This window comes from Paenarthrobacter nitroguajacolicus, assembly GCF_051027655.1.
GTDB classification, from domain to species: Bacteria; Actinomycetota; Actinomycetes; order Actinomycetales; family Micrococcaceae; genus Arthrobacter; species Arthrobacter nitroguajacolicus.
The window spans coordinates 2,700,785-2,727,321 of the sequence record NZ_CP073234.1 but is presented as its reverse complement, the minus strand read 5'-3'; the positions used below and the strand labels follow the sequence as shown (position 1 = coordinate 2,727,321).

The window sequence follows — 26,537 nt, the reverse complement described above, 5'->3', positions numbered from 1 at the left end:
TTGTGCACGGAGCTCCACGACACAGCGACCTACCCTGGGAATGTGCAGGGGTGTGAGAGAATGAACATGGCCGGGAGTCGATCCACATTCGAATTCCGGTCCGGTGACTTTGTTCCCAAGACCGCCAGTATGAGCTGGGCATGCCCGGATCGTGTGATCCTCGGTAGGCCCGCCATGTCAATGGACGGCACCTGGTTGTGGCAGCAGAACAACGGGTTTCAGAATAAAGCCGCCGGCCTTCCAGGGCTGCCGCACCCCAATGCTGGTGCGAACCGGAAGGCATACTGCCGACTTCTGTCAACGCCTGCGGGTTTTGACAATATTTGCTCCACTGGGCGCCGGATGTGGCGGCGTCGCTGGGGCAGGAGTGTTGCCACATATGGATAATGACCAGGTTGTAGCCGTTAATGACGAGGCAGCTCCCGCGGAAGCCGCGGAAGCGCCCAAGAAAGCCACCCGGACCCGGCGCAAGGCAGCGCCCAAAGTCGCCGCTGACGTAGAGGCACCTGCGGCCGAGGCCCCCGCCTCGGAAGCCGCCCCTGAGGCCGCCGCCGCAGCACCAGTGCGTCGCACGCGTTCCCGCAAGAAGGCAGAGCCCGCCGAAACCCTGCCCGGTTTGGGCGACGACGCCACTGCTGTGGTCGAAGACGCCGCTGCCGCCCCGGCAGCTGCCGAAGCCACGCCCGAAGCGGCCGCTGAGCCGGCCCCCGAAAAGCCGGTCCGCCGTCGTCGTGCTACCAAGCCCAAAACTGAAGCCGTAGAGGCACCGGTTGCCGCGGAAGCCGCGCAGGAAACCACGACGCCGGAAAATGGCTCCCAGCCGGAAGTACCGGTCGCTGAGGTAGCCACCGATGTTGCTGCCCAAAACCCGGAAGCGGACGCCACCGCGGACGAAGCTGCCCCTGCAACATCCACCTCCCTGTTCATGGAGCCGGTTTCCATCACCTCCATGATCTTCCAGGCCCCGGACCTCACCACAGTTCCCCGCGTCGCCGCGGTGGAGGAGAAGGCTGAGGAGCCCGAAGAAGAAACCGAAACTACCGCTGAAGGCGAGCTGGAAGATGCAGGTAGTCGCCGGCGTCGCAGGAGCCGAGGCCGCCGTGGCCGCCGTGGAACCGAGCGGGACGAGAACGAGACCGAGGACGGCACCGAGTCCGAGGACGAGGAAGCGCCGGTAGTAGAAGCCCTCGAAGAAGGTGTCACGTCTCGGCGCAGGCGTCGTCGCCGCCGTGGAGACCAGGATCTTGAACTGACCGGCGGCTCGGATGATGATCCGCCCAACACCGTCACCCGTGTCCGCGCGCCGCGCCCCATCACGGAAACAGCACCCTCCAACCGTGTTACCGGCGTCAAGGGCTCCACGAGGCTGGAGGCCAAGAAGCAGCGCCGACGCGAGTCCCGTGAAACCGGACGCCGCCGCCAGGTCATCACCGAGGCTGAGTTCCTTGCCCGCCGCGAGTCGGTGGACCGCCAGATGATCGTCCGCCAGCGCGACGACAGAATACAGATTGGTGTCCTGGAAGACGGTGTGCTTGCTGAGCACTTCGTGTCCAAGACCCAGCAGGACTCCCTGATCGGCAACGTGTACTTGGGCAAGGTCCAGAACGTGCTGCCGTCCATGGAAGCTGCGTTCGTGGACATCGGACGGGGCCGTAACGCCGTCCTGTACGCCGGTGAAGTCAACTGGGACGCAGTCAACCTTGAAGGCCAGCCGCGCCGGATCGAGAACGCCCTGAAGTCCGGCGACTCCGTCCTGGTCCAGGTCACCAAAGACCCCGTGGGACACAAGGGTGCCCGCCTTACCAGCCAGATCTCCCTGCCGGGCCGCTACCTGGTGTACGTACCCGGTGGTTCCATGACCGGCATCTCACGCAAGCTGCCCGACGTCGAGCGCAACCGCCTCAAGCGCATCCTGAAGGACCGCCTGCCGGAAAACGCCGGTGTCATTGTTCGCACAGCAGCCGAGGGCGCTTCGGAGGAAGAGCTCACCCACGACATCAACCGTCTGCGTGCGCAGTGGGAAGGCATCGAAGGACAGGCCTCGTCCACCAAGGTCCTGGCTCCGGAACTGCTCTACGGCGAACCTGACCTCACCATCAAGGTGGTCCGTGACGTCTTCAACGAGGACTTCTCCAAACTGATCGTCTCCGGCGACGACGCCTGGGACACCATCGAGGCTTACGTGACATACGTTGCCCCTGATCTGGTGGGCCGCCTCGAAAAGTGGACCAAGGACCAGGACATCTTCGCGGCCTGGCGCATCGATGAGCAGATCCACAAGGCCCTGGAGCGGAAGGTCTTCCTGCCGTCCGGCGGTTCGTTGGTCATCGACCGCACCGAGGCCATGACTGTGGTGGACGTCAACACCGGCAAGTTCACCGGCAGTGGCGGAAACCTTGAAGAAACCGTCACCAAGAACAACCTGGAAGCGGCCGAAGAAGTTGTTCGCCAGCTTCGTCTGCGCGATATCGGCGGCATTATCGTCATTGACTTCATTGACATGGTCCTTGAATCCAACCGCGACCTCGTCCTCCGCCGCATGGTGGAGTGCCTCGGCCGGGACCGCACCAAGCACCAGGTGGCCGAAGTAACGTCGCTGGGCCTGGTCCAGATGACGCGCAAGCGCATGGGTACCGGCCTCCTTGAGGTCTTCGGTGAGCAGTGCGAGCACTGCGCTGGCCGAGGTGTCGTCACGCACGACGAGCCCGTTGAGCACCGACGCGCCAACGTGGTGGCTGCTGAACATCACCGCCCGCATACGGAAGCGCAGCAGCCTGCTGCGCGGACCGAACGCAAACGCCGCCGCGGCAAGGGCGGGGGACCGGCTGTTGCCGAAGCTCCCGCGCAGGTCCACACCACCACGTCCGCCCCGGTCGCAGCATCCACCACGGCTGAACCGCAGGATCCTGCCCGGATAGCCAAAGCCGAGGCAACCAGGGCCGCCCTGGCGACGATTGCCGCTGCAGCGCACGCCGCACACCTGCACGACGACGAAGTTCACCGTGCAGAGGAGGAAGCGCGGGCGGCAGGCCGGCACGAGCCGGACGCAAGCCCTACAGCCGGCACCGCCGCCAGTAGTGAAGCAGGCAGCGGCGAAGCAGGGACTTCAGCCCGCGATGCCGCAAACAGGGAAGCAGCAGTCCAGGAAGCAAGATCTACTCCCGTGCTGCGCTTCGGCGGGGAAGAAGTTGCCTTGCCGTTCGTTGAGCACCACGAGGAACCGCAGGCAGCCAAGCCTGCCATGAGCCTGGATCTGCTGGCCGAAGCGTTTTCGCACCTCGGTGCGGCTCCGGCACCCGAGCAAGAAGCCGCTCCGGTTTCAGCCCCGAAGGCTGCTTCTCCGGCACGGACTGCCGAGGAAGATCCCGAGGCTGTTTCAGCCTCGCGTGGTCGTCGTGGTCGCCGTAACCGGAGTGCCAGCAGGGCCCAGGGCGCGGCCAATGAAACCAGCGTTGAACACCATGAGGCGACAGCGTCGGCCACCCGGGGTTCGGCCCACGAGGCCAAGGCGCCTGTGGAACCGACCAAGAAGGCACCCAAGGATGAGCCCATCATCCTTGGCGTTGGAGTTCCTGCTTCCGAGCTCTAATCGCGACGAATAAGTTGAAGAGGGCCCTGCGCTATCTGCCAAACGGCGGGTAGTGCGGGGTCCTTTTGCTTCCGCTCTGCAAGCCACGCACAGGCTGCGTTCAGAGTCACATCCGGGCGTCGGTGTGGCCCGGTTCCCGCGGCGCGTTGCTTCCCGGCTACGCTTGGGGACTGACACGGGGTGCCGGGCGTTGGGCCAGGCTGAGATCCAAACCCGTTGAACCTGTCCGGTTAGCACCGGCGAAGGGATGTCCTCATGACTGCATCATCATATTCATCGGTGTACCCCCTCGACGCTACGGCTTCGGGCCGCCCAACCCCGCGCATTCTGAGTATTGCCGGCTCGGACCCTTCAGGTGGCGCCGGAATACAGGCGGACCTGAAGAGCATCGCCGCTTTCGGCGGGTATGGCATGGCTGCCATCACGGCCCTCACCGCGCAAAACACCAGGGAGGTCAGTGCCGTCCACGTCCCTCCCGCGCACTTCTTGCGTCAGCAACTGGAAGCCATTAGTGCCGACATCACCATTGACGCCGTCAAGATCGGAATGCTCGGCGACGCAGCCGTCATCAACGAGGTCCGGGGCTGGCTCGAAGAGGTGGGTCCCGCCGTCGTGGTCCTTGATCCGGTGATGGTGGCCACCAGCGGTGACCGGCTGCTGCGGGAGTCTGCTGAGAAGGCATTGCGTTCGCTGCTGCCTTTGGCCCACCTCATTACGCCGAACCTTCCTGAACTGGCCATGTTGCTGGGGGAGCCCGAAGCAACTGACTGGGCTTCGGCGCTGGACCAGGGCAAACGGCTGGCAGCGGAGTACGGAAACACGGTCCTGGTCAAGGGTGGCCACCTGCCAGGATCGGAGTGCCCGGATGCGCTGGTGAACACGAGCGGGCTGCTGTCCCAGGACGTGATCGAAGTGGCAGGTCCCCGGGTTGCAACGCGGAACAGCCACGGTACCGGGTGCTCCCTGTCTTCCGCCTTGGCCACAGTCCAGGCACGAACCTGTGACTGGGAAGTTTCATTGCGGGAAGTCAAGCCGTGGTTGCTAGGGGCATTGCAGGCCTCTGACAGCCTGCACGTGGGTCAAGGCAACGGGCCCGTGAACCACTTCCACCACTTCCAGCAGGCATCCACGCCGGGCACTTTCGCTGCGGCGATGTGGAACGAAGCCGTCCCGGAACTCGAAGCGATTTACGAGCTCCCGTTTATTCAAGGACTTCAATCCGGCGAGCTGCCGGAACGTGACTTCAATTACTACCTTGCCCAGGACGCCATCTATCTCAATGGGTACTCGAGGGTCCTGGCACGTGCGGGCGCCTTGGCGCCCACGGAGGAAGAACAACTGTTCTGGGCAAAGGCATCACAGCAGTGCCTGGAGGTTGAATCGGAGTTGCACAGGAACTGGTTGAGCACGCGGGAAGCCTCCACGGCAACCGGACCGGTTACCAAGTCCTACGTGGACCATTTACTGGCAAAATCCGCCGCCGGCAGCTACGCCGTGGTACTGGCGGCGATCCTGCCCTGTTATTGGTTGTACGCGGAGGTGGGTCAGCAGCTTCATACGGCATACGTAGACGCCGGCGCGCCTGCGGACCACGCATATGCGGACTGGTTGAAGACCTATGCCGACGAGGATTTCGCGGCGGCAACACGGAAAGCGATCAACTTCACTGCTGTCGCGGCCGTCGTGGCTTCTGGCACGGAGCGGACTGCGATGATGGATGCTTTCACTCAGTCCTGCCGCTACGAGACGGCGTTTTTCGATGCTCCCAGGCTGTTTGCCCAGGCTTCGTTCACGCGCGCTCAGTAGCTTTCCGGGCACGCACTTGAGGCCAATTGCGGCGACACGTCCGCGCGTCGCTGGCCGGATCGCGTTAATCTCGCTCAAACCCTGTAGGCTGTATGGGCACGGTGCCGGGAGAGTCCGTTACAACTGGTGATGCAAGTCACGAGGTAGCCTCCGGACCCGGCCTCATTTGCAGCTGAAGGTCAAACTAGCGTAATCTTGATCTTCGGTGCTTACGCCAACACTTGGGTTATGCCCCTTGGAATTGTTCATGGGATGACTCGCGGACTTCGATTTAGAAGTCCACGGCGTTGAGGCACAGCGCGAACCAGGGCTGATTCCGGTTCAAGGTTCCGCACGCAAATTTTGTAATAAACGTCGAGAGAAGTGAGTACCCAAGTGGTGTACGCGATTGTCCGCGCAGGCGGCCGCCAAGAAAAAGTTTCCGTTGGAGACTACGTAACGCTGAACCGCGTCCCCGGTGGAGCCGGTAGCACGCTTGAGCTGCCCGCATTGCTCCTGGTTGACGGCGAGAAGGTCACCTCCGCAGCTGCGGAACTGGCCAACGTCAAGGTCACGGCTGAGATCCTCGAGGACCTCCGTGGTCCGAAGATCGTCATCCAGAAGTTCAAGAACAAGACCGGCTACCGGAAGCGTCAGGGTCACCGTCAGGAACTGACCAAGATCAAGATCACCAGCATCGCGTAACTTTCGTTACCCGCTGTTCAGGTTTTTCAGTTTCCCCAGAAATTTAGAGGCAGGCATTTCACATGGCACACAAAAAAGGCGCGAGTTCCACTCGCAACGGTCGTGACTCCAACGCTCAGTACCTGGGCGTCAAGCGTTTCGGTGGTCAGGTAGTTTCCGCTGGCGAGATCATCGTTCGCCAGCGTGGAACCCACTTCCACCCCGGTGCAGGCGTCGGTCGCGGTGGCGACGACACCCTGTTCGCACTGCAGGCCGGTGCGGTTGAGTTTGGTACTCGCCGCGGCCGTCGCGTAGTGAACATTGTTGCTGCTGCAGCTGCAGAGTAACTACAAGTTCTGAACCGGTGGAGCGGGCCAAACGGCCCGCTCCACCGTTCTTTTAACCGCATTACAATCGACTAGGGCGCTTTAGCGCACTGGTTTTTGCAACAACGCTGGCAACAGCAACAAGCGCTGTAAGACAGCAACTGAGGAGATTCACGTGGCGAGCTTTGTAGACCGGGTAGTCCTGCACGTATCCGGCGGAACCGGCGGCCACGGCTGTGTCTCTGTCAAGCGGGAAAAGTTCAAGCCGCTCGGCGGCCCTGACGGCGGCAACGGCGGCAACGGCGGCGATGTCATCCTGCGCGTATCCGCCCAGACCACAACCCTGCTTGATTACCACCACGCTCCCCACCGCCACGCCACCAACGGTGGCCCCGGCATGGGTGACTGGCGTGGCGGCAAGAATGGTGAAACCCTGATTCTTCCCGTGCCCGATGGCACCGTGGTCAAGACCAAGGACGGCGACGTTCTGGCCGACCTCGTTGGCGAGGGTACTGAGTACATTGCAGCTGCCGGCGGCCAGGGCGGCCTCGGCAACGCGTCCCTTTCATCGCAGAAGCGTCGGGCTCCGGGCTTTGCCCTGCTTGGTATCGAAGGTGAATCCAGCGATATCGTCCTGGAACTTAAGTCCATCGCAGATATCGCCCTGGTTGGTTTCCCTTCTGCCGGTAAGTCGAGCCTCATTGCAGCCATGTCTGCTGCCCGGCCCAAGATTGCCGACTACCCGTTTACTACCCTCATTCCCAACCTCGGTGTGGTGCAGGCCGGCGATGTCCGCTTCACTATCGCCGACGTTCCCGGCCTGATCGAGGGCGCCAGCGAAGGCAAGGGCCTGGGCCACAACTTCCTGCGTCACGTAGAGCGTTGTGCTGCACTGGTTCACGTCCTCGATTGCGGAACCCTTGAATCTGACCGGGATCCTCTTTCCGACCTCGCCATCATCGAGGCCGAACTTGAGAAGTATGCAGTTGACATGAGCTACGCCGGTGTTGACGGTGAAGTGGTTCCCCTTAACGAGCGCCCGAAGCTGGTAGTCCTCAACAAGGTGGATCTTCCTGACGGCAAGGACATGGCCGAGTTCGTCCGTCCTGACCTCGAAGCCCGTGGCTACCGCGTTTTTGAGGTATCTGCAACGAGCCACGAGGGTTTGCGTCAGCTCGGCTTTGCCATGGCTGAGATCGTCCAGGCAGCCCGTGACGCCGTTCAGGCCACGCCTCCCAAGGTGACTGCTCCCGTCCTCAGGCCGCGCGCCGTCAACGAATCCGGCTTCAAGATCCGCCGCGAGGAGAAAAACCTCGAGCCGCTGTTCCGCGTCCTGGGCGAAAAGCCCGTGCGCTGGGTCAAGCAAACCGACTTCACCAACGAGGAAGCGATTGGCTACCTCGCCGACCGCCTCGCCAAGCTCGGTGTTGAAACCGAGCTCTTCAAGGTTGGCGCCAAGCCCGGCGACACCGTGGTCATCGGTGAAGACGATGGCGTGGTGTTCGATTGGGAGCCCACCATGATGGCCGGCGCCGAGCTCCTGGCGACGCCCCGCGGTACCGACATTCGCGTCGCGGACATCGGTGACCGCCCCACGCGTTCACAAAAGCGCGACGAGCAGATCGAGCGCCGCGAAGCCAAGGCTGCCGCGAGGGCTGAGCTTGAAGCTGAACGCAAGGCTGGCATCTGGACTGAATCCGTCAGTGGTCGCCGAGCCCAGGCAGTGAAGGAAAGCCACCTGGATTCCGGTGATGACGACTAAGACTGTCGACGCTCCGGACATAACTGAGGGACTTGAGCGCCAGGCCCTTGCCACCGCCAAGCGGATTGTTGTCAAAGTGGGGTCGTCCTCACTGACCAGCATCAAGGGGGGCATCTCCGAAAAGTCCCTCACGGGGCTCGTCAATGCCTTGGCTGAAAAGCGCAATGCGGGGACAGAGATCATCCTTGTGTCCTCGGGTGCCATCGCTGCCGGGCTTGCCCCTTTAGGCCTGGCCAAGCGACCCAAGGACCTCGCCACGCAGCAAGCTGCCGCCAGTGTGGGGCAGGGACTCCTGATGGCACGGTATACCCAGGCTTTCAGCGCCCACGGTGTAACAGTCAGCCAGGTCCTGTTGACCGCCGATGACCTGATGCGCCGGACGCAGCACACAAATGCCTTCCGGGCATTGGACAGGCTGTTGAACCTTGGTGTCGTCCCCGTAGTTAATGAGAACGACACCGTGGCCACGCATGAAATCCGTTTCGGTGACAACGATCGTCTCGCTGCCTTGGTGGCCCACTTGGTTCGCGCCGATGCGCTCGTGCTGCTGTCCGACGTCGACGCCCTCTACGACGGCCCGCCGTCCCAGGGCGCCCAGCGTATTCCTCTGGTCCGTGGTCCGCAGGACCTCGAGGACGTGACCATAGGCAAGGCGGGCAAAGCCGGCGTCGGAACCGGCGGCATGATGACCAAGGTGGAAGCAGCGTCCATCGCTGCCGGTTCGGGTATACATGCCCTGGTCACGTCCACGGCCAATGCTGCGGCGGCTTTGGCTGGCGAGGACGTTGGAACGTGGTTTGCCGTTAACGGCAATCGCAAGCCGGTCCGACTCCTCTGGCTGGCACACCTGGCCACCGTTCACGGCCGTTTAATACTCGACGACGGCGCCGTGAAGGCCGTGCGCGACCGGCACAGGTCACTCCTTCCCGCAGGCATTTCGGACATCAGCGGTGATTTCGAAGCAGGAGATCCCGTTGAGATGGTTGCCCATGACGGAACCGTGGTGGCACGCGGCCTGGTGAACTACTCTTCGGAGGAACTCCCGCGCATGTTGGGCCGTACAACGCAGGAGCTCGGACAGGCCATGGGTCGCGGCTATGACCGCGAAGTTGTTCATGTTGACGATCTGGTGCTCCTGAGGGCGTCGCGCTCATCTAAACTTGGAGCATGACTGAAGCGCTGACCCCTGACGCCCCTGTGATCTCCGACGTATCCGGTACCACCGGCCAGACGCCGGAGAACCCTGCGGCAGGCGTCCAGTTGTCACCGGAAGATGTCCAGACAGCTGTTCACGCCATCGCGGACCGTTCCCGTAAAGCTGCACGCCGCATGGGACAGGCCAACCGTGCATGGAAGGACCGCGCGTTGCGTGCCATCGGAACTGCCTTGGTGGAGAACCGGAAGCGCGTGCTGGAGGCCAACGCCAAGGATGTAGCCCTGGGCCGTGCCAACGGTACGTCAGCGGCTTTGCTGGACCGTTTGACCCTGACTGCTGCCCGCATCGACGGTTTGGTCGCTGCCTTGGAGAACCTGGCTGGCTTGCCCGATCCCGTGGGAAACGTGGTCCGTGGACAAACACTGCCCAATGGACTGCGCTTGCGCCAAGTGAACGTCCCCATGGGTGTTGTCGCCGCCATTTATGAGGCCCGTCCGAACGTTACGGTGGATATCGCAGGCCTGGCATTGAAGAGCGGGAACGCAGTAATCCTCAGGGGAGGTTCCGCCGCTGCGAACACCAACGAGGCACTGGTTCAGATCCTCCGCGAAGCGCTGGATTCCGTCGGCCTGCCCGCGGATGCCGTGCAGACTGTGGACCAGTACGGTCGCGAAGGAGCCAACGTACTGATGCGCGCCCGCGGCCGGGTGGATGTCCTGATTCCCCGCGGTGGACGGGATCTCATCCAGACTGTTGTGACTAACTCCGCTGTACCCGTCATCGAAACCGGCGAAGGCAATGTCCATATCTTCATTGACGAGTCCGCGAATGAAGAGATGGCCGTGGAAATCCTCCTCAACGCCAAAACGCAACGCCCCAGCGTCTGCAACACAGTTGAAACCCTGCTGGTGCACTCGGGTGCCACTGTGCTGCCTGCAGTTGCCAAAGCACTGCGTTCAGCCGGCGTCACACTCCACGTTGATGAGCGGATCGCTTCTGCCTTGGGCAAGGACGTTGAAACCGTTCCCGCCGACGATGACGATTGGGCCACCGAATACATGGACCTTGATCTCGCGGTTGCCATGGTGGACAGCCTGGATGAAGCGGTCAACCACATCCGCACCTGGACCACCGGTCACACGGAAGCGATCCTCACCAACAACCTGGCCAACGCTGAGAAGTTCATTGCGGACATTGATTCTGCTGCCGTGATCGTCAATGCCTCCACCCGGTTCACTGACGGAGGGGAGCTTGGCCTCGGAGCCGAAGTGGGTATTTCCACCCAGAAGTTGCACGCCCGGGGTCCCATGGGCCTCACGGAGCTGACCACCACCAAGTGGATCGTCCAGGGCGAGGGCCAGATCCGCGCCTAGCAACGCGGTAACATAGAACAGAAGTCCGGAACGGCGGGGAGTCCCGCCGTCGAAAATCCTTTGAGAACCAATAGGGGAGAAGATGCTGTTTCAGCAGATCGCCACGTCCATTGCCGCCCAAACTGAAGGCGGCCACGAGGAACTCGCTCCGCTGTGGGCCGAGCCGTGGGTTTTCGGCGTAGTGATGTTCGCCCTCATGCTGGTTCTCCTGTTCGTTACCCTCTCCTACACCAACCTTGGCAACCGTCACGAGGCAGTTGAAGAGCACTCCGATCCGCACCGCCAGCACCCGAACAAGCACACCCACGGCCAAGGCCACTAACATTATCGCCGCAACACCGCGTGGGGAGGCGGGGCGCAGGCTCCGGCTGGGCGTGATGGGTGGAACATTTGATCCCATTCATCACGGCCACCTTGTTGCTGCCAGCGAAGTCGCAGCCAAGTTCGGCCTTGACGAAGTGGTTTTCGTGCCCACGGGCCAGCCTTGGCAGAAGTCACACAAGCTGGTCAGCAGGCCTGAACACCGTTACCTGATGACCGTCATCGCCACGGCCTCCAATCCAAGGTTCACAGTAAGCCGGGTGGATGTTGATCGGCCGGGGCCGACGTTCACCATCGACACCCTCCGCGATCTCCGTGCAGAGCGTCCTGACGCTGACCTGTTCTTCATCACGGGTGCAGATGCCTTGGCGCAGATCCTTTCGTGGAAGGACGTTGACGAATTGTGGTCCTTGGCCCATTTCGTCGGCGTGACCCGGCCCGGCCATGAACTGCACGACATGGGCAGGGACGACGTCAGCCTGTTGGAAGTCCCCGCCATGGCCATCTCCTCCACGGATTGCCGGACCCGCGTTGGGGCCGGAAACCCTGTCTGGTACCTCGTGCCTGATGGAGTTGTGCAGTACATCGCAAAATATGGACTGTATGCGGCGCCGGCGAACGCAGCGGATCTGACACCAGCCCTGTCCGGATCAGACGACCAAGCACGTACTGAATGAGTTTTGAATGAGCAGCCAGGACCAGCGACCCATCCGTAGCAGGCGCGAGCTTCGACGTGCCCGGGAGGAAAACCCCGAGGCTCAGCAAGTGGATACGTCCGCGCCTGCGGACGTGGAAAACCTTCCTCAAGCCGATCGCCCGAACGGCCGCAATCGTCGTGCCGCCGACGTCCCTGTGGATGCAGTGGGACCGGCAGCCCAGGAACGGTCATCGCAGATCCGTGCCCGGGATCGTGCCGCTTTGCGCACCATCAAGGAGCTGGCGGACAAAGAGGAGCAGCTCTCCGGTGGGGGACCGCCTACTCGTCGCCAGTTGCGCCTCCAGCAACTTCAGGCCGAAGTTGCTACCTCAATGAATCCCATTGTTCCCGCCCCAGCGGCAAAGGACACGGGTCAGTCGGAGGGTACCAAGTCTTCCAAACCGGATTCTTCCAAGCCGCAGCCTGCCAGCAAAGCTCCCAACGAGAAGACTCAAGGCGCTCCCAAGCCCACAACGGGTGGCGCGGGAAGCGGCAAGGCTCCTGCTGAGTCCGAAATGTCTGTGGAGCAGGCGCTTGCGGTTCGGCAGCTGATCGCCGCGCAGGTGGAAAACCAGACGTCCAAGCTGGAACACATTGCCGAGCAGGACCCATTGGCTGTAGATCCTGAGGTCCTGGCCCAGCAGATCGCCCTTGCCGAGCGTGCTGCCGTCCTGAACAAGCGCGCCGCCGCTAAGCAGAAGCTTGCCGAGAAGACGCAGGGAGAATCCGCCAAAAACACGTCGGAACCCGCCAAGAATGCGTCGGGTTCCGGGGTTGACGGCAAGTCGCCGGCCGCTACGGTGGGTCCTTCCACGGCTAACAACCTGGCGATGGTGACTCCCTTGGAGTTCGTTAAGATGCCGGGGATCGAACGCCCCGTCATGAAGCGCCCGAGCACCACCTTTGTACCGCTGATCACTTCTGCGGGGCCAAAGCTCGACGCAGAACAAGCCCAGGGAAAAAAGCCGGCAGCACGCGGCCGTGCCGGCGTTCTTGCCCGCGCAGAAGCAGTTGCGAAGTCGGTCGGGAAACGTCCTGTCGCCGCCGCGGAGCCCAGCCAAGAAACCCAGCGCCCACCGGTTTCGGCCAGCGCCGCGTATGGTCTTGACCCCTTGGATGCCAACACCGCCGGTTTGGCCCGGGCGCACCGGAACAGGTTGCTGCAATTCGGCGTCCTGGGGTTGGGCATCGTGGCACTCATCGTCGGCATCATCATGATCACCAGCGGCTAATTCCGCTGAACAACGGCTCACGCCAAACATAGGCCACTGGCCACAACAAGGAGTACCCGTGTCTGCACATGAACAATCCATTACCCTCGCCCGTCACGCTGCGCGTGCCGCGGCAGACAAGCTTGCCGAGGACATTGTCGCCCTGGACGTCAGTGAGCGTTTGGCGCTCACCGACGTCTTCCTGATTGCGTCCGCTCCCACCGAACGCCAGGTCAACGCCATTGTTGACGGCATCGAGGAAGAACTGATGAAGCAGGATCTTCGTCCGGTGCGCCGCGAGGGCCGCTCTGAGGGCCGTTGGGTTCTCTTGGATTATGCGGACATCGTGATCCATGTCCAGCACGCTGAAGATCGTGTCTTCTATGCCTTGGAACGCCTCTGGAAGGACTGCCCTGTAGTGGACCTCGAATTGGGCGACGACGCTTCCGCGAAGGCTGTTTCGGCGGAAGATTCCGAACACTAGGAACAGCGGTCAGCAGAGATATGTCCGATTTGGAATTTTCGGAAATGCTGTTCTAAGATATTTGAGTTGCTTCGGCGCGGATGGTCCAAAAAACCAGTTGCGAAGCAGCAAGAATATGGGGCTGTGGCGCAGCTGGTAGCGCACCTGCATGGCATGCAGGGGGTCAGGGGTTCGAGTCCCCTCAGCTCCACCACCAAGGTCCTGTCTTCTTCATGAATTGCATGGAGAAGACAGGGCCTTTTTTCGTACCCGGAGGCAGTCGCTTGCAGAACTCGTGGCTATTTGGCCTGTGCCGGGCGTAACGCCGGCAGCATGAACTCCCACATCTGTTCGATCCTTGGCAGCACGTCTTCACGCGAGGTCAGTACTTCAGAGACCATCTGAACGCCGGTGAACGACGCAACCAAGTACCGGGCGAACGCTGCAGCGTCCAGCTCGGGACGTACGGCGCCATCCTCTGCAGCTTGCCGCAGCAGTTGCTCTGCCGTGCTGATCCAGTCCTGGTAGGGACCTGAGACGTCGGCATCGAAAGCGGAGGCTTCAAACGTGAGCCGAATGCCTCCTTGAACAACCGGCTCATCCAGCAGCTGTTGGCCGAACATCCTGCAGAGTCCTATGAGCCTGTCCAGGGCGGGTGCGCCTGAGGCGACGATTTCAGACCCCGCGGCCAAGACGATGGCGTGCTGCTCCTCGATGACAGCTAAAGCCAGGTCCCGCTTTGACGTGAAGTGGAAGTAAAGCGCACCCTTCGTCACGCCTGCACGCTTGGTGATGTCGGTCAGGCTGGCATTACCGTAGCCGATTTCCGCGAAGACCCGGGCAGCGCCTTCGATGACGGAAAGCCGGGTGTCTTTCGCACGTTGCTGCATGGGTGGTGGGTAGCCTCTCAGGTCAGGCAGGAGACGGAGGAGCGGGCCGCCGTCGAGACTCCACAACGCTACCACCGGCCGACCACGGCCTCACCGGAAACATAAACCGACTGAACGGTTTGGTTTTGTTCCGAAGAAAATCTAGACTTCAAGTGGAGCCGGGCAGTTTTGGCGGATGGCTCCTTCGCGGCCGGTTTGGGGGGAGGTGCGGTGGATTAATCCAGTGCACCTCGGCTGCGGATCGCCGTTCGTCGGACCGCAAGGGCGGCGTGATGCAGCTCATGTTCCGGCGATTTCGCTTCTCGTGGGATTGTGGTTAGTATTGACGAGTTGCTTCGACGGGAAGAGAAATTGAACCGTTTGCGGTCAACAAAACTCCGGGGCTGTGGCGCAGCTGGTAGCGCACCTGCATGGCATGCAGGGGGTCAGGGGTTCGAGTCCCCTCAGCTCCACTTCGGAAGAAAGACCCCGCTCACTGAGCGGGGTCTTTCTGTTATTGACCTCCCGGTCCCTGGAGGCTACTCCGCAGGACGCGCGAATTCGGCGCCGCTGACGAACTCGACGCCTTGGAAGGGTTGGTCGCCCACCACATGGGCGTTGTGACCCGGTGGGATGGAGTAGGAGTCACCGGCTGAAATGCTGATCTTGCCGCCGTCATTGGTTTCTACCTCCAAGTTGCCGGAAAGGCAGAACCCGACGTGGCTCAATTCGCAGGAGTCGGTGCCAACCACTGGCTTGATGCAGTCGGCCCAGGTCCAGCCTGGTTCAAAGGTCATACGGCCGATTGTGTAATCTCCCACGGTGACGAGGTCCAGGACCGTCTTATCGGGGCGTCGCGTTTCGTCGGGAGAGTTGTGGGACTTTACTTCAAGGTTCGTGACAACATTGACACTCATGGCTTCTCGCAGGGAAAGGGGAGCCCAATGATGAGTGGATCCCGGTGCCTGGCTCCAAGGGTCGCCGTGACCTGTGCCTGCCGCCTTGGTGGTCTCCAGCCGAAGGCATGACAGGTGTTTGCGTGGTGCAAGCACTAGGTTCCTCCCAAGCCGCCCTAAAGTCGAGACAGTTAAGCATGAAAGCGAGAACCACACCGTGACGGCAATGGATGTTGAAGCGCTCTTGGGTACGTTGAGCAGGCTTCCCGACGTCGAAGCGGACAACCTGCAGGCCTTCGATGCCACAGACAGGCTCCTGTTGGACACGGCGGCGGATCTGCTGGGGCCCGACGCGAAGGTGGTTGTCATCGGCGACCGCTATGGTGCGCTGACATTGGGCACCTTGGCTGGGCTCGGCGTCGGGCACGTACGCGTCAGCCAGGACCTTTTCACTGGAAGGCTTGCGCTGAAACGCAATGCCGTGGTTGCTGGCTTGGAGGGACGTTTCACCGAATACGAACTGAACCGGGACTTGCTGGCCGGTGCAGGCGTTGTGCTTCTGCAGTTGCCTAAGTCTCTGGCTGAGTTGGAGGAAATCGCCGACGCCGTAGCGCGGTTTGCGGCGCCGGATGCGGTCCTGCTGGCCGGGGGTCGCGTGAAGCACATGTCACTCGGCATGAACGAGGTCCTGGAACGCTACTTCTCATCAGTCCAGCCGCAACTTGCCCGGCAGAAATCCCGGGTCCTGGTGGCACGGGACCCCAAAGCGACGCCCGGAAAGCGTCCCTTTCCTGTGGTGGAGTCGCTGCCGGAGTTGGGAATCACGGTGTGCGCGCATGGTGCTGCTTTCTCCGGCGCCCGTCTGGACATAGGCACGCGCTACCTTCTGACGTTCCTGGATCGTATGCCGGCATCGAAGCAGGTCGTGGATCTGGGCTGCGGGACCGGTATTCTCGCCACAATGTATGCGCTTCGCCACCCGGATGCCCGCGTCGTAGCCACCGACCAGTCAGCTGCAGCCGTTGCTTCAGCCAGGGCGACGGCCGCTGCAAACGGGTTGGGGGAGCGGGTGGCAGTGATCCACGATGACGCCATGTCCACCCTTGAGCCTGGCAGTGTTGACCTCATCTTGCTGAACCCGCCGTTCCATCTGGGTGCCAGCGTGCATGCCGGCGCTGCGCTCAAGATGTTTCACGCGGCCGCCCGTGTTCTTGCCCCGGGGGGAGAGTTGTGGACCGTTTATAACAGCCACTTGCAGTACCGGGCCGCCCTGGAACGGAACATCGGGCCAACGGTGGAGGAAGGCCGGAATCCGAAGTTCACTGTGACCCGAAGCCGGAAGTCCTGAGCCTGGCCATCAAGGGCCCGCCGGAAAGACGGTGGCATGGAATGCAGCGGCATCGTTACCAAGCCCTGACACCTGCGTCAGCGTGTGCTCGTATCCGAAGCGGCGGCGGTATCGTACGATTCAGACAAAGACCATCTTCGACGAAGTTCATCCCAATGACGAGGGGCATCAGTGACTGAGATCCGGCAGCCGACACCGAGGCGCGGAACCAACCTTCCCCGCATGGGGGACTTCAACCTGACCGTGATTCTGGAGGCGATCCGGCGGTCATCGGGCGGTCTCAGCCGTGTTGAGCTGGCTCAGATCGTGGGCCTTTCCCCACAGACGATTTCGAATATCTCCCGGCGCCTCCTGGACCAGCAGCTGATAGTGGAGGCCGGCAAGGAAGGCTCGGGCCCCGGCAAGCCGAGGACCATCCTGCGCCTGAACCCGGCGGGTATGTACGCGGTGGGCGTTCATCTGGACCCGGCCGTCATCACCTTTGTCGTCCTCGACTTGCTGGGCGACGTCGTAAGGCATTCGCGGATGGCAACCCCCGGTGGTGACCCTGCCGACGTGATTACCAGCATCGCCGAACAGATCAATGTCCTTATCGAAGAGTCAGGCGTCGATGCTTCCAAGATCGCCGGGCTCGGTGTTGCGGTTCCGGGCCCGATCGACCTCGACGAGGGCTCCGTGGTGGAGCCGCCCCTCCTGACGCGATGGAACCGCGTGCGCATCCGCGAGGCTTTGGCCGAAGCCACCGGCATGGAAACTTTGGTGGACAAGGATGTGACAAGTGCCGCGGTGGCGGAAACCTGGGCCGGTGGCGCGAGTGGGGCCGGCAGCTTCGTGTTCATGTACATGGGAACCGGTATCGGCTGCGGCATTGTGCTCAATGACGAAGTAGTGCGCGGCACTTCCGGCAATGCCGGTGAAATCGGCCACATCGTGGTGGACCCCAACGGTCCGCAGTGTGATTGTGGATTGCACGGCTGCGTCAAGTCTTCCTGCATTCCGCAGGTGCTGGTGGCCGAGGCCGAAGCCGCCGGTTTGCTTGAAGGGCACCGGGAGGGGGCTGACGGCCCTGAAGTCCAGGAACGCTATGCCGCGTTGTGCGACAAAGCAGATGCTGGTGACGCCAAAGCCATTGCCATCCTGGACAAGTCCGCCACACTGGTGGCACGCGCCGTTTCCATCGTGACCAACACACTGGACGTGGAGCGCGTCGTCTTTGGTGGTCCGTTCTGGGCGCGGATGTCCCCTTACTTCCTGGAACGCGTTCCGGATTTGCTGGACAAGAACAACGCAGCCCGCATGATCCATGACCTGGAAGTCGTGGGAACCGGTGTAGGTGAAGACGTTGGCGCCATTGGTGCCGCCTGCCTGGTTCTGGAGCACATGCTGGCTCCGCGCGCGCAAAGGCTCCTGCTGGAAGGCTAGTTCAAAGCAGGACAACTGAATATCCACAAGGCTCGGCCACGTCGCATGGGTGTCACGGTGAAGTATGGGGGCTGTAGCCACGTTCGACTGAATGGAGCATCATGCGCCGCCCTGTGAAAAACAAGGCAATGACTAAAATGTCGGTGAAATCTGCCGCAGTTAAGTTCGCTGCCGTTGTCTCCGTCGCTGCCGTTCTTACGGCAGCGACGTCTTGTTCGCCCACACCTGAGGCTGCTGAGAGCAAAACGCTCAAGATCGTCTATCAGAAAACGGACTCGTTCACGGCCTTGGACACTGTCATGCAGGACGCCAAGAAGGAATTCGAAGCCTCCAACTCCGGTGTGACCGTGGACCTTCAGCCCATCCAGGCCAATGACGACGACTATGGGACTAAGCTCGCCCTGGCTCAGCGTTCCGCTGATACGGCGCCGGATGTTTTCTATGAGGACACCTTCAAGGTGCGGTCCGACGTCGACGCCGGTTACCTCCTCAAGCTGGACAGTTACCTTGAGAAGTGGGACGACTGGGGGGCGTTCAACGAAGCTGCCAAGGCAGCCGGCCGCGCGGATGACGGCGGCATTTATGCGGTGCCGTTGGGCACTGACACGCGGGCCATTTGGTATAACAAGTCCGTCCTGCAGAAGGCGGGAATTTCCGTACCCTGGCAGCCGAAAACGTGGGACGAGATCCTGACCGCCGCGCGCGCCATGAAAGCTGCGGATCCCAATGTGATCCCGTTCAACATGTATGCAGGCAAGGGGACCGGAGAGGGAACGGTCATGCAGGGCTTCTATGAACTGCTCTATGGCACAGACAGCAGCCTGTATGACGAGAACGAAAAGAAGTGGGTGGTGGGCTCCCAAGGGTTCACCGACTCGTTGGCGTTCTTGAAAACCCTGTACGACGAGAAGCTCGCCGTGAGCCCTGCCGAAGCCCTGGATGCGAACGTCTGGAAGAAGGTCTTTGGCGAGTGGTTCCCGCAGGGCAAACTCGGGGCAACTGTGGAAGGTTCCTACACGCCGTCGTTCTGGCAGAAAGGCGGCGCGTATGAGTGGGCCGGCTATGAGCAGGAGATGGGCGTAGCAATGTTCCCCACCCAGAAGGGACAGGACCCCGGTGGCGTGAGCATGTCCGGTGGTTGGACCCTGGCTGTGGGGGCGAAGAGTAAGAACCCTGAACTGGCCTTCCAGTTCCTCAGCACAGCGCTGAACAAGAAGAACGCCCTGGCCTATGACATCAACAACTCCCAGATTGCTGTCCGCACGGATGTTGCATCGGAGCCTGAGTATCTGGCAGCCAACCCGTTCGTGAAGGACGTTTCAGACTTGGTGAAGGTAACGCATTACCGGCCGGCGACTGCCGATTACCCGCGGATCTCCACGGCTGTCCAAGTAGCTACTGAGTCCGTTATCACGGGTAAGCAGAGTCCTGAGGACGCCGCGGCTGAATACGATGCCACCGTGCGCAAGCTGGTAGGTGAGGACAAGGTTCTGGAGAAATGAGAATGCGCCGCTTCCTGCGGCTGCTCCCCGTCGTCCCATCCGTTCTCCTGCTCCTGTTGTTCCTGCTGGCTCCTGTGGCGTGGTCCTTCTACGCCTCGTTCACGGACGCCGCGTTGTCAGGGCGGGCGGCCAAAGACCCGCAGTGGGTGGGTGCGGACAACTACGTCCGGATGTTCAGCGACGACTCTTTCCCTTTGGCCGCGTGGCTCACAGTAGTGTTCGTCGCCGCATCGGCGGTGTTGGGACAGAATGTGTTGGGCTTGCTGATTGCCCTGTTGATGACGCGTTCGCGCAGGGCAATGGCATCCTGGGTGGGGACCGCTGTGGTGGCGGCCTGGGTGCTTCCGGAGATCGTGGCTGCGTTTGCCGCCTACGCCTACTTCAACCGTGAGGGAACGCTCAACCAGATAGTGGGAGCCTTCGGTGGTGTGGGCCCGGATTGGCTGTACTCGTTTCCCCTGGTGGCGATCGTCTTGGCGAACACCTGGCGTGGAACTGCCTTCTCCATGCTGGTTTACCGGGCAGCGCTTGCTGACGTTCCCAGGGATATCGCAGAGGCGGCGCTCATGGATGGGGCACGAGGCTGGCAGCGGCTCGCCTTCATCACGCTGCCGCTCATCCGGAGCAGTATCGCCACCAACCTGATGCTGATCACGCTTCAGACGTTGGCTGTGTTCACCCTCATCTGGGTGATGACTGCCGGAGGCCCCGCCAATGCCAGCACCACCTTGCCGGTGTTGGCTTACCAGGAAGCGTTCAAGTTCGGTGACATTGGTTACGGCACAGCCGTGGCATCGGTGCTGATTCTGTTGGGGATGATTTTCGGTGGCGTGTACGTGCGGTTGCTACGGGAGCAACGGCCATGACCACCAAGGCCAAGTTGGGCGCGGACATCGCCCTGGCGGTCATCGGGATTTGTTTTGTCGCGCCGTTGCTCTGGTTGCTGCTGGCCGCCGTCGACCCTCAAGCCGGGTACCAGACCAAGGTCCCCTTGGCGCCTTCCACCGAGAACTTCCGTGCGGTGATGACTTCCGAGCTGTTGTTTCAACCCTTGGCAAACAGCTTTCTGTTGTCAGCGGGCACGGCTGTGGTGAATGTGCTTGCAGCTGTGCTTGCCGCCTACCCGTTGTCCAGGTATCAATCACGGTTCAACAAGCCCTTCATGTACACGGTCCTGTTTGGAACGTCGTTGCCCGTGACGGCCATCATGGTGCCTGTCTATGGCTTGTTTGTTCAGCTTCAGTTTTTGGATTCCATGGCTGCCACCATCTTCTTCATGGCAACTACCACGTTGCCCATGGCGATCTGGATGACCAAGAACTTCATGGATTCCGTTCCTCTTGAGTTGGAGGAAGCGGCGTGGGTGGATGGGGCCTCCACGATGGCGGCCCTGCGGAGCATCGTCCTGCCTCTGATGAGGCAGGGACTGGGAGTGGTGTTTATTTTTGTTTTCATCCAGGCGTGGGGGAACTTCTTCGTCCCCTTCATCCTGCTGCTGTCCACAGGCAAGCAACCAGCCGCCGTTTCCATCTTCAGCTTCTTTGGCCAGCACGGCGCTATCGCTTACGGCCAGTTGGCCGCGTTCTCCATCTTGTATTCGGTCCCTGTGCTGGTGCTCTATGCGCTGGTATCGCGTGGCATGGGAAATTCGTTTGCCCTGTCTGGCGCTATGAAGGGTTAGTTCGGTGTCAGTCGATGTCCTCGATGATCTCCCCGTAAGGTATGGAATCGTCCAGATGGGCTTGGTGACCGGTTGGGCCCCTGTTGAAGGTGATGCGGACGCCGTGGCGTTGGTCTGCTGCAGACTGGAGGAGAACCGGCCGTACGGCGTCGATGACGTGCTGGTCCTGGGAGGCGAGGTACTTCTGATAGGCGGCTGGTAGCGGATGCATGGCAAAAGAATAGACCCAGGAAGACCACATGGGGAGGGGTCCCCATTGCGGCGCTGCTCCAGGAAGGCTTGGATGAAGTGGCCGTTTCACATCAACGCCAGCAAGCAAGGGGACCACGAGTGCAACAGATGACAGCCATGGCCGGAATCGATGCGCCGGACATGGCCCGTGCCCAGCAACTCGTCGGGAGCATCGTACGAAGCTTCGAAAACAAGGTGGTGGGCCAGGTACGGCTGCGCGAGACGTTGGTTATCGGCCTGTTGACCGGTGGCCACGTCCTGTTGGAAAGTGTGCCCGGCCTGGCCAAGACCACCGCGGCCCAAGCAATCGCGGAGTCGGTAAGCGCAGAGTTCCGCCGGATCCAGTGCACGCCGGACCTGCTGCCCAGCGACATCGCCGGTACGCAGATTTTCGACGCCGTCAAAGGCACGTTTGTCACCCAATTGGGCCCGGTCCACGCCAACATCGTCCTGCTGGACGAGATCAACCGATCCAGTGCCAAGACCCAGAGCGCCATGCTGGAAGCGATGCAGGAACGGCAGACGTCCATCGGCGGCGAGTCCTACCCTTTGCCGCAACCCTTCCTCGTGCTCGCTACGCAGAACCCCATCGAGCAAGAAGGGACGTATCGTCTTCCCGAAGCGCAGATGGACCGGTTCATGCTCAAGGACGTACTGGATTATCCAAGTCCTGCGGAGGAAGCGGAAGTCATCCGGCGGATTGACGCCGGCGTGTTCAACGCGGATCAGAAGCCTCCGGCGGCCGCCTCCCTTGACGCCGTAGTCCAGGTCCAGGAATTGGTACGGCGGGTCTACATTGATCCGGCGATCGTCCGCTACATCGTGGGACTCGCCTACGTCACCCGCAACGCTTCACAGTATCTGGAGCCCAGGCTGGCCAGCGTCGTGGAATTCGGTGCCAGCCCGCGGGCGAGCATCGCCTTCAGCCAGGCAGCCCGCGCCATGGCACTGCTCAAGGGGCGTGACCACGTCATACCTGAGGACGTCAAAAACCTCGCACATCGGATCCTTCGTCACCGGATCATTCTCGGATTCGATGCCGTGGTTGAGGAAATTTCCGTGGAAACCGTGATCGATGCCGTGCTGGCGTCCGTCCAGACGCCGTAGCGGGGCCTGCACGTGCCCAGCCTCCTCCGACGCGTCAAGTCGAAGATGTTCATCTTCGCCCACCGTAGGACACTGACCCTCCTTGACGGCGAATACGGTTCGGTCTTCAAAGGACGCAGCCTGGACTTCGACGAACTCCGGGCGTATGTCCCCGGCGACGAGGTCCGTGACATCGATTGGAAAGCCACGGCACGGCACGGATCACCCCTGGTCAAGCGCTATGTCGCAGTGCGCCGCCACGCGGTCCTGTTACTGGTGGATACCGGAAGGAACATGGCGGCACAGGCGTTCTCGGGGGAGTCCAAGAAGGACATCGCCGTTCATGCGGCCGGGGTCCTGGGGTACCTTGCTTCCCGGCACGGTGACGACGTGGGTCTCCTTCACGGGAACGCCGTTGCGTCCAAGTACCTCCCGCCCCGCAGTGGCGAGGAGCATTTGGAGCGGCTGCTCCGTGAAGTGGATGCGAGTGCTTCCCTGGACGGCCCAGCCAGTGGCATCGCAGCGCAGCTGGATTATGTGCTGAGGTACCTGAAGGGGCGCCTGCTGATTGTCGTCATTGCGGACGAATTCCTGCCGGATGCCCGCACAGAGAGCCTGATGCGCAGGTTGCGCGGCCGGCACGAAGTCCTGTGGCTGACCGTCCGGGACGCCGAGCTCGCTGCTGAGACAGGGAGCCGCATGCAAGACAGCACGGACGTGGGCACGGGACGTGGAATTCCCCGGTCCGTGGCCGGGGATGGCAAAGTACGTGCCGCCTACGCTGCGGCAATGCTTAAACGCGACCAGGGGCGGCGGGACGTGTTTCACAGGCTGGGAATCGCCGAGGAACACACAACCGGCAATGAGAACGTCCTGACCGCAGTCTTCTCACTTCTGGAAAAGCACCGCTCCGGAACTTTCACCACAAGAACCTTTGCCCGGGGTGGCACTCGTGCAGGATGAAGCCGGCTTCTATTCGCCCCTGCAGTATCAGCCACAATGGTTGTGGCTTGGGCTCGTTCTGGTGCTCATCATCGGGGCTTGGTACGCATGGATCTTCCGGCCCGCCCGCAAAATGGTGGCGGTCCACGAAGATCCAGCACGTCAGGTGACGGTGGTGCCGGATCTTGAGACACTTCGGGCCGCCTGCCTGGCAGCAATCAACGCCACAGCTTCAGACGCCGACGCCGGCCGCCTACCCGAGCGCGACGCGCACCAGCGGCTCAGCTTCCTCGTGCGGGAGTTCGCCGGAGCGGCCACCAGCCTGCCAGTGACCTCCATGACCCTCGAGGATCTCCACCGCCACGACCTCAAGGAACTTGCGGCAGTTGTGGCCGGCATCTATCCCAACGAGTTCGCGCCGCTACCCGTCCATACGGTCAGGCAATCCGCGGAGACCGCGCGTCAGGTGGTCCTGGCATGGAACTAAGCTACTGGTGGATTCTTCCCATGGCCGCAGCAGCCGTGACAGTCACAGCGTGGCTGTACCGCCGCCGTCGTCCGCAAAAAACCAAGCCAATCGCGCACGGTGGGCGGCTCACTGACCTCCCCGAATACCAAAGGGCCCTACGCCGGCACCGCACCCGCTTGGCGCTCGCGGTGGTGTTGGGCGCAGTGTTCCTCGCTGCGACCGCCACGGCAGCCGCAAGGCCCATCCAACGCACAACAGAGCAGCCGGAAGTCAGGAACAGGGACATCGTGCTGTGCTTGGACGTCTCTGGGTCCATGACCAGCACGGATGCCGCCATCGCTGCGGTATTCGAAGACCTCGCCAAGGAGTTCGACGGCGAAAGAATCGGCATGGTCATCTTCGACAGCAGCAGTGTGCAACTCTTCCCGCTCACCGACGACTACCAGTTCGCCGCCGAACAACTCACGCAAGCGAAGGAAGCCTTGGACAGCGGCACCGGGTCCTTCTTCGACGGCACCTGGAACGGGGAAGGCTCCTCGCTCATTGGTGACGGACTGGCATCCTGCATACAGAGCTTCCCCGACACCGCCGCAGTGGATACCGAGCGAGGGGACAACCAGCCAGGAGACAACCAGCGCTCACGGTCCGTGGTGCTGGCCACGGACAACTTCCTCTCCGGGGAACCGATCTTTACCTTGGACGAGGCCGCAGCCCTGGCCGCCGGGAAAAACGTGAAGGTGTACGCCCTGAACCCCGGCGACATGGACTACGGCGAGCAACCCGAGCAGCCCGGTGCCCAGCTCAGGGCAGCAGCAGAAAGGACCGGCGGCTCCTACTTCACCTTGGACAGCCCCACCGCCGTGCCGGGCATTGTCCAAAAAGTGCAGGAAACCGAGGCCACAAGCTACCTCGCGGCACCGCAGGCAGTGGTCGCCGATACACCCGCTTGGCCTCTGGGTATCGCCTTGCTTGCCGGCTCGGGAATGCTGCTGCTCGGATGGCGGCTGGAGCCATGACCTTCGCCCCCATCATTCCGTGGCCCCTACTGGCCTTGGCATTCGTCGCCGTGCTGGGCTTCACTGCCTGGACCTACATGAGGCGTGTTCGAAGCCAGCCGCCTCGAACCTGGAGGCCCGCAGCCCTGCGGAGCGCCGCCGTCGTACTTCTTCTGCTCGCCGCTTTGCGTCCCGGTTGGGCAGGTGGCCAAGCCCAAACCGCCACCGCTGACCTCGACGTCTACTTCGTCCTAGACACCAGCACCAGCATGGCAGCCGAAGACTACAACGGAACCGGCACCCGGCTTTCAGGGGTCAAACAGGACGTCATGGCCATCGCAAAGGAACTCGCGGGAGCCAAGTTCTCCCTCATCACCTTCGATAACAAAGCAACCGTCCGCATGCCGCTCACACAGGACGCAACAGCCCTCCAAACCGCCGTGACCACCTTGCAACCCCAAAACAGCAGATACGCCAAGGGGAGCAGCGTCACGGGTGCGGCACGACTCCTGAAAGAAAGGCTCGCAGCCGCTAAACAGCAACATCCAGGTCGCCCGGCACTGGTCTTCTACGCCGGCGACGGTGAGAACACCAGTGCCGAGGCCCCGGCTCCCATGGATGCCACCCATGTGGCCGGGGGAGCGGTACTGGGGTACGGCACGGGCGAGGGCGGCCCGATGAAGGAAACCGCGGACCCTGACGCTGGATACGTGAAGGACAAAACCTCCAACACCCCACAGGATGCCGTCTCACGAATTGACGAAACGCAGTTGCGAACCATCGCAGAGCAACTCCACGTCCCCTACGCCCACAGAACAGGCGCCGAGCCAACATCGGACATGTTGGGCCAAACCGACCCTGGCGCCACGACCGCCATGACACACGACGGCCCGGGGCGCGTAGAACTCTACTGGCTGCTCGCCCTGGCCGCTTTCCTTCTGGCAATCCACGAGCCCTTGCGGCACTTCACCGCACTTCGAACGCTTCGGCCCACCATGCGGAAGGAGCCCACCCCATGACCGGCGACAAAGCACGACGGCGGCGAAGCAGCCTCGCGCTCTGGTCAGCGCCACCTGCGCTCGTTGCGCTCGCAGTTGCGGCGAAGCTTCTGAGTGTTGGGGTGTTGGGTGTCTCTGCCGGGCAGTCCTTCGATTCCGGGGAGCAGCAGGGTGTCGCCAGCGCGGCGTCTTGGCTGCAGATAGCCAACATCCTTGAGCCGCACAAGGCACATTTCGCCTCCGGGGATGCCCACGTTTTGGCGGGCGACTTCACAGCTGCGCGGAAGGACTTTGAGTCAGCCCTCAAAGCCGGCTCCGGCGTCGATGAGTGCAAAGTGCGCGTCAATCTGGTCCTCAGCATTGAGAAGCTGGGGGACGCCGCCGGGGATCGGGATGCCGCCGCCCAACTGTTCAGGGAAGCCATGGGGGCAGCAAAAAGCGCACCGCCGCAGTGCCACGCGGAAGGTCCGGCAAACGCCGCCGGAGAGGGTGACAGCCTGGATGCGGCCCAGGACCGGCTGGCCGGCAAAATCACCGAGGGCGAGTCGCGGAACGACGGTGCATCCCCGCCCAACCAGGAAACGCCGTCGCCACCGAAACAAGAACAGCTTCAGCAGCTTGAAGAGAACGCGCAACAGGCCCAGCGGGAGCGTTCGGAAGGTCAGGAACGTGGCGAGTACCTGCGAGGACCGGACAAAGCCCCGGGTATGGATAGGCCATGGTGACTTGAC

At 62.0% G+C, this 26,537-nt stretch carries 25 protein-coding genes, 2 tRNA genes and 1 riboswitch; of the genes, 24 read left to right on the top strand and 3 right to left on the bottom strand.

From position 1 onward, the window contains the following. Positions 1-379: 379 nt before the first annotated feature. The 12 genes from KCX59_RS12940 to KCX59_RS12885 all read left to right on the top strand — a co-directional run bounded on the left by KCX59_RS12940 (position 380) and on the right by KCX59_RS12885 (position 13,581). Complete coding sequence (locus KCX59_RS12940; RefSeq protein ID WP_179017846.1) at positions 380-3,589, top strand: Rne/Rng family ribonuclease; 3,210 nt, start codon at positions 380-382, stop codon at positions 3,587-3,589. Positions 3,590-3,755: 166 nt separating this feature from the next. Next, positions 3,756-3,854: riboswitch (TPP riboswitch) on the top strand. Next, positions 3,845-5,395 (top strand): bifunctional hydroxymethylpyrimidine kinase/phosphomethylpyrimidine kinase, encoded by a 1,551-nt coding sequence (thiD, locus tag KCX59_RS12935; RefSeq protein WP_179017847.1) that lies wholly within the window; start codon positions 3,845-3,847, stop codon positions 5,393-5,395. (Overlaps the previous riboswitch by 10 nt.) 375 nt (positions 5,396-5,770) lie before the next feature. Further along, on the top strand, positions 5,771-6,079 hold the full coding sequence (gene rplU, locus KCX59_RS12930) for a 50S ribosomal protein L21 (RefSeq protein ID WP_024816904.1): 309 nt from the start codon (positions 5,771-5,773) through the stop codon (positions 6,077-6,079). Between the two features lie 62 nt (positions 6,080-6,141). Then, entirely contained in the window at positions 6,142-6,405 is a 264-nt protein-coding gene (rpmA, locus tag KCX59_RS12925) for a 50S ribosomal protein L27 (RefSeq protein WP_003803426.1), read from the top strand. A 154-nt stretch (positions 6,406-6,559) separates the two neighbouring features. Beyond that, entirely contained in the window at positions 6,560-8,146 is a 1,587-nt protein-coding gene (gene obgE, locus KCX59_RS12920) for a GTPase ObgE (protein ID WP_179017848.1), read from the top strand. After that, positions 8,136-9,317, top strand: a complete 1,182-nt coding sequence (proB, locus tag KCX59_RS12915) for a glutamate 5-kinase (protein WP_179017849.1) — start codon at positions 8,136-8,138, stop codon at positions 9,315-9,317. The genes obgE and proB overlap by 11 nt, the downstream gene beginning before the upstream one ends. Continuing rightward, entirely contained in the window at positions 9,314-10,675 is a 1,362-nt protein-coding gene (locus KCX59_RS12910) for a glutamate-5-semialdehyde dehydrogenase (protein WP_178994962.1), read from the top strand. Before proB ends, KCX59_RS12910 begins: the two co-directional genes overlap by 4 nt. A gap of 82 nt (positions 10,676-10,757) precedes the next feature. After that, positions 10,758-10,997 carry a hypothetical protein gene (locus tag KCX59_RS12905; protein WP_011775040.1) on the top strand — a complete coding sequence of 80 codons (240 nt, stop codon included), beginning with the start codon at positions 10,758-10,760 and terminating at the stop codon, positions 10,995-10,997. 55 nt (positions 10,998-11,052) lie between these two features. Next, positions 11,053-11,673 (top strand): nicotinate-nucleotide adenylyltransferase, encoded by a 621-nt coding sequence (gene nadD, locus KCX59_RS12900; RefSeq protein ID WP_011775039.1) that lies wholly within the window; start codon positions 11,053-11,055, stop codon positions 11,671-11,673. Between the two features lie 7 nt (positions 11,674-11,680). Next, a complete protein-coding gene (locus KCX59_RS12895; protein ID WP_179017850.1) occupies positions 11,681-12,925 on the top strand; it encodes a hypothetical protein in 1,245 nt (414 codons plus the stop codon). A 58-nt stretch (positions 12,926-12,983) separates the two neighbouring features. Further along, a complete protein-coding gene (rsfS, locus tag KCX59_RS12890; RefSeq protein WP_054808905.1) occupies positions 12,984-13,388 on the top strand; it encodes a ribosome silencing factor in 405 nt (134 codons plus the stop codon). Between the two features lie 117 nt (positions 13,389-13,505). After that, positions 13,506-13,581, top strand: a tRNA-Ala gene (locus KCX59_RS12885). Between the two features lie 85 nt (positions 13,582-13,666). Here the strand turns inward: KCX59_RS12885 and KCX59_RS12880 are convergent. Further along, positions 13,667-14,257, bottom strand: a complete 591-nt coding sequence (locus KCX59_RS12880) for a ScbR family autoregulator-binding transcription factor (protein ID WP_178994966.1) — start codon at positions 14,255-14,257, stop codon at positions 13,667-13,669. Between the two features lie 379 nt (positions 14,258-14,636). Here KCX59_RS12880 and KCX59_RS12875 point away from each other — a divergent pair. Further along, positions 14,637-14,709 (top strand) — tRNA-Ala (locus tag KCX59_RS12875). 66 nt (positions 14,710-14,775) lie between these two features. On the opposite strand, the gene KCX59_RS12870 is transcribed toward KCX59_RS12875, so the two are convergent. Further along, entirely contained in the window at positions 14,776-15,153 is a 378-nt protein-coding gene (locus tag KCX59_RS12870) for a cupin domain-containing protein (protein ID WP_178994968.1), read from the bottom strand. A gap of 73 nt (positions 15,154-15,226) precedes the next feature. Between KCX59_RS12870 and KCX59_RS12865 the strand changes: the two genes are divergently transcribed. From KCX59_RS12865 to KCX59_RS12845, 5 genes are all read left to right on the top strand, one after another. Beyond that, a complete protein-coding gene (locus KCX59_RS12865; protein WP_179017851.1) occupies positions 15,227-16,480 on the top strand; it encodes a class I SAM-dependent methyltransferase in 1,254 nt (417 codons plus the stop codon). A 171-nt stretch (positions 16,481-16,651) separates the two neighbouring features. Next, positions 16,652-17,902: an ROK family transcriptional regulator gene (locus tag KCX59_RS12860; RefSeq protein ID WP_178994972.1), complete on the top strand. Its 1,251-nt coding sequence runs from the start codon at positions 16,652-16,654 to the stop codon at positions 17,900-17,902. 137 nt (positions 17,903-18,039) lie between these two features. After that, positions 18,040-19,404: an extracellular solute-binding protein gene (locus tag KCX59_RS12855; RefSeq protein WP_179017852.1), complete on the top strand. Its 1,365-nt coding sequence runs from the start codon at positions 18,040-18,042 to the stop codon at positions 19,402-19,404. Continuing rightward, positions 19,401-20,270 (top strand): carbohydrate ABC transporter permease, encoded by an 870-nt coding sequence (locus KCX59_RS12850; RefSeq protein WP_179017853.1) that lies wholly within the window; start codon positions 19,401-19,403, stop codon positions 20,268-20,270. The genes KCX59_RS12855 and KCX59_RS12850 overlap by 4 nt, the downstream gene beginning before the upstream one ends. After that, complete coding sequence (locus tag KCX59_RS12845) at positions 20,267-21,085, top strand: carbohydrate ABC transporter permease (RefSeq protein ID WP_178994976.1); 819 nt, start codon at positions 20,267-20,269, stop codon at positions 21,083-21,085. The genes KCX59_RS12850 and KCX59_RS12845 overlap by 4 nt, the downstream gene beginning before the upstream one ends. A gap of 7 nt (positions 21,086-21,092) precedes the next feature. Here KCX59_RS12845 and KCX59_RS12840 read toward each other — a convergent pair whose 3' ends face one another. Further along, positions 21,093-21,296, bottom strand: a complete 204-nt coding sequence (locus KCX59_RS12840; RefSeq protein WP_243836799.1) for a hypothetical protein — start codon at positions 21,294-21,296, stop codon at positions 21,093-21,095. A gap of 128 nt (positions 21,297-21,424) precedes the next feature. On the opposite strand from KCX59_RS12840, the gene KCX59_RS12835 reads away from it, so the two are divergent. From KCX59_RS12835 to KCX59_RS12810, 6 genes are read left to right on the top strand one after another with little or no spacing between them, the layout of a single operon-like run. Next, entirely contained in the window at positions 21,425-22,423 is a 999-nt protein-coding gene (locus KCX59_RS12835; protein ID WP_218649372.1) for an AAA family ATPase, read from the top strand. Between the two features lie 12 nt (positions 22,424-22,435). Then, positions 22,436-23,365 carry a DUF58 domain-containing protein gene (locus KCX59_RS12830; RefSeq protein WP_179017855.1) on the top strand — a complete coding sequence of 310 codons (930 nt, stop codon included), beginning with the start codon at positions 22,436-22,438 and terminating at the stop codon, positions 23,363-23,365. Next, entirely contained in the window at positions 23,355-23,831 is a 477-nt protein-coding gene (locus KCX59_RS12825) for a hypothetical protein (protein WP_178994981.1), read from the top strand. Before KCX59_RS12830 ends, KCX59_RS12825 begins: the two co-directional genes overlap by 11 nt. After that, positions 23,822-24,829, top strand: a complete 1,008-nt coding sequence (locus tag KCX59_RS12820; protein WP_179017856.1) for a vWA domain-containing protein — start codon at positions 23,822-23,824, stop codon at positions 24,827-24,829. Before KCX59_RS12825 ends, KCX59_RS12820 begins: the two co-directional genes overlap by 10 nt. Further along, positions 24,811-25,827 (top strand): vWA domain-containing protein, encoded by a 1,017-nt coding sequence (locus KCX59_RS12815; RefSeq protein WP_179017857.1) that lies wholly within the window; start codon positions 24,811-24,813, stop codon positions 25,825-25,827. The genes KCX59_RS12820 and KCX59_RS12815 overlap by 19 nt, the downstream gene beginning before the upstream one ends. Further along, entirely contained in the window at positions 25,824-26,531 is a 708-nt protein-coding gene (locus KCX59_RS12810; protein WP_179017858.1) for a hypothetical protein, read from the top strand. The genes KCX59_RS12815 and KCX59_RS12810 overlap by 4 nt, the downstream gene beginning before the upstream one ends. Positions 26,532-26,537: the final 6 nt, after the last annotated feature.

Coding starts and splice junctions, on each gene's coding strand:
- KCX59_RS12880 (WP_178994966.1), bottom strand. CDS start 14,257: ATGCAGCAACGTGCGAAAGACACCCGGCTTTCCGTCATCGAAGGCGCT.
- KCX59_RS12855 (WP_179017852.1), top strand. CDS start 18,040: ATGTCGGTGAAATCTGCCGCAGTTAAGTTCGCTGCCGTTGTCTCCGTC.
- KCX59_RS12850 (WP_179017853.1), top strand. CDS start 19,401: ATGAGAATGCGCCGCTTCCTGCGGCTGCTCCCCGTCGTCCCATCCGTT.
- KCX59_RS12820 (WP_179017856.1), top strand. CDS start 23,822: ATGGAACTAAGCTACTGGTGGATTCTTCCCATGGCCGCAGCAGCCGTG.
- KCX59_RS12870 (WP_178994968.1), bottom strand. CDS start 15,153: ATGAGTGTCAATGTTGTCACGAACCTTGAAGTAAAGTCCCACAACTCT.
- KCX59_RS12940 (WP_179017846.1), top strand. CDS start 380: ATGGATAATGACCAGGTTGTAGCCGTTAATGACGAGGCAGCTCCCGCG.
- proB (WP_179017849.1), top strand. CDS start 8,136: ATGACGACTAAGACTGTCGACGCTCCGGACATAACTGAGGGACTTGAG.
- KCX59_RS12840 (WP_243836799.1), bottom strand. CDS start 21,296: ATGCATCCGCTACCAGCCGCCTATCAGAAGTACCTCGCCTCCCAGGAC.
- KCX59_RS12910 (WP_178994962.1), top strand. CDS start 9,314: ATGACTGAAGCGCTGACCCCTGACGCCCCTGTGATCTCCGACGTATCC.
- KCX59_RS12905 (WP_011775040.1), top strand. CDS start 10,758: ATGCTGTTTCAGCAGATCGCCACGTCCATTGCCGCCCAAACTGAAGGC.
- KCX59_RS12845 (WP_178994976.1), top strand. CDS start 20,267: ATGACCACCAAGGCCAAGTTGGGCGCGGACATCGCCCTGGCGGTCATC.
- KCX59_RS12895 (WP_179017850.1), top strand. CDS start 11,681: ATGAGCAGCCAGGACCAGCGACCCATCCGTAGCAGGCGCGAGCTTCGA.
- KCX59_RS12810 (WP_179017858.1), top strand. CDS start 25,824: ATGACCGGCGACAAAGCACGACGGCGGCGAAGCAGCCTCGCGCTCTGG.
- nadD (WP_011775039.1), top strand. CDS start 11,053: ATGGGTGGAACATTTGATCCCATTCATCACGGCCACCTTGTTGCTGCC.
- KCX59_RS12815 (WP_179017857.1), top strand. CDS start 24,811: ATGGCGGCTGGAGCCATGACCTTCGCCCCCATCATTCCGTGGCCCCTA.
- rpmA (WP_003803426.1), top strand. CDS start 6,142: ATGGCACACAAAAAAGGCGCGAGTTCCACTCGCAACGGTCGTGACTCC.
- thiD (WP_179017847.1), top strand. CDS start 3,845: ATGACTGCATCATCATATTCATCGGTGTACCCCCTCGACGCTACGGCT.
- KCX59_RS12835 (WP_218649372.1), top strand. CDS start 21,425: ATGACAGCCATGGCCGGAATCGATGCGCCGGACATGGCCCGTGCCCAG.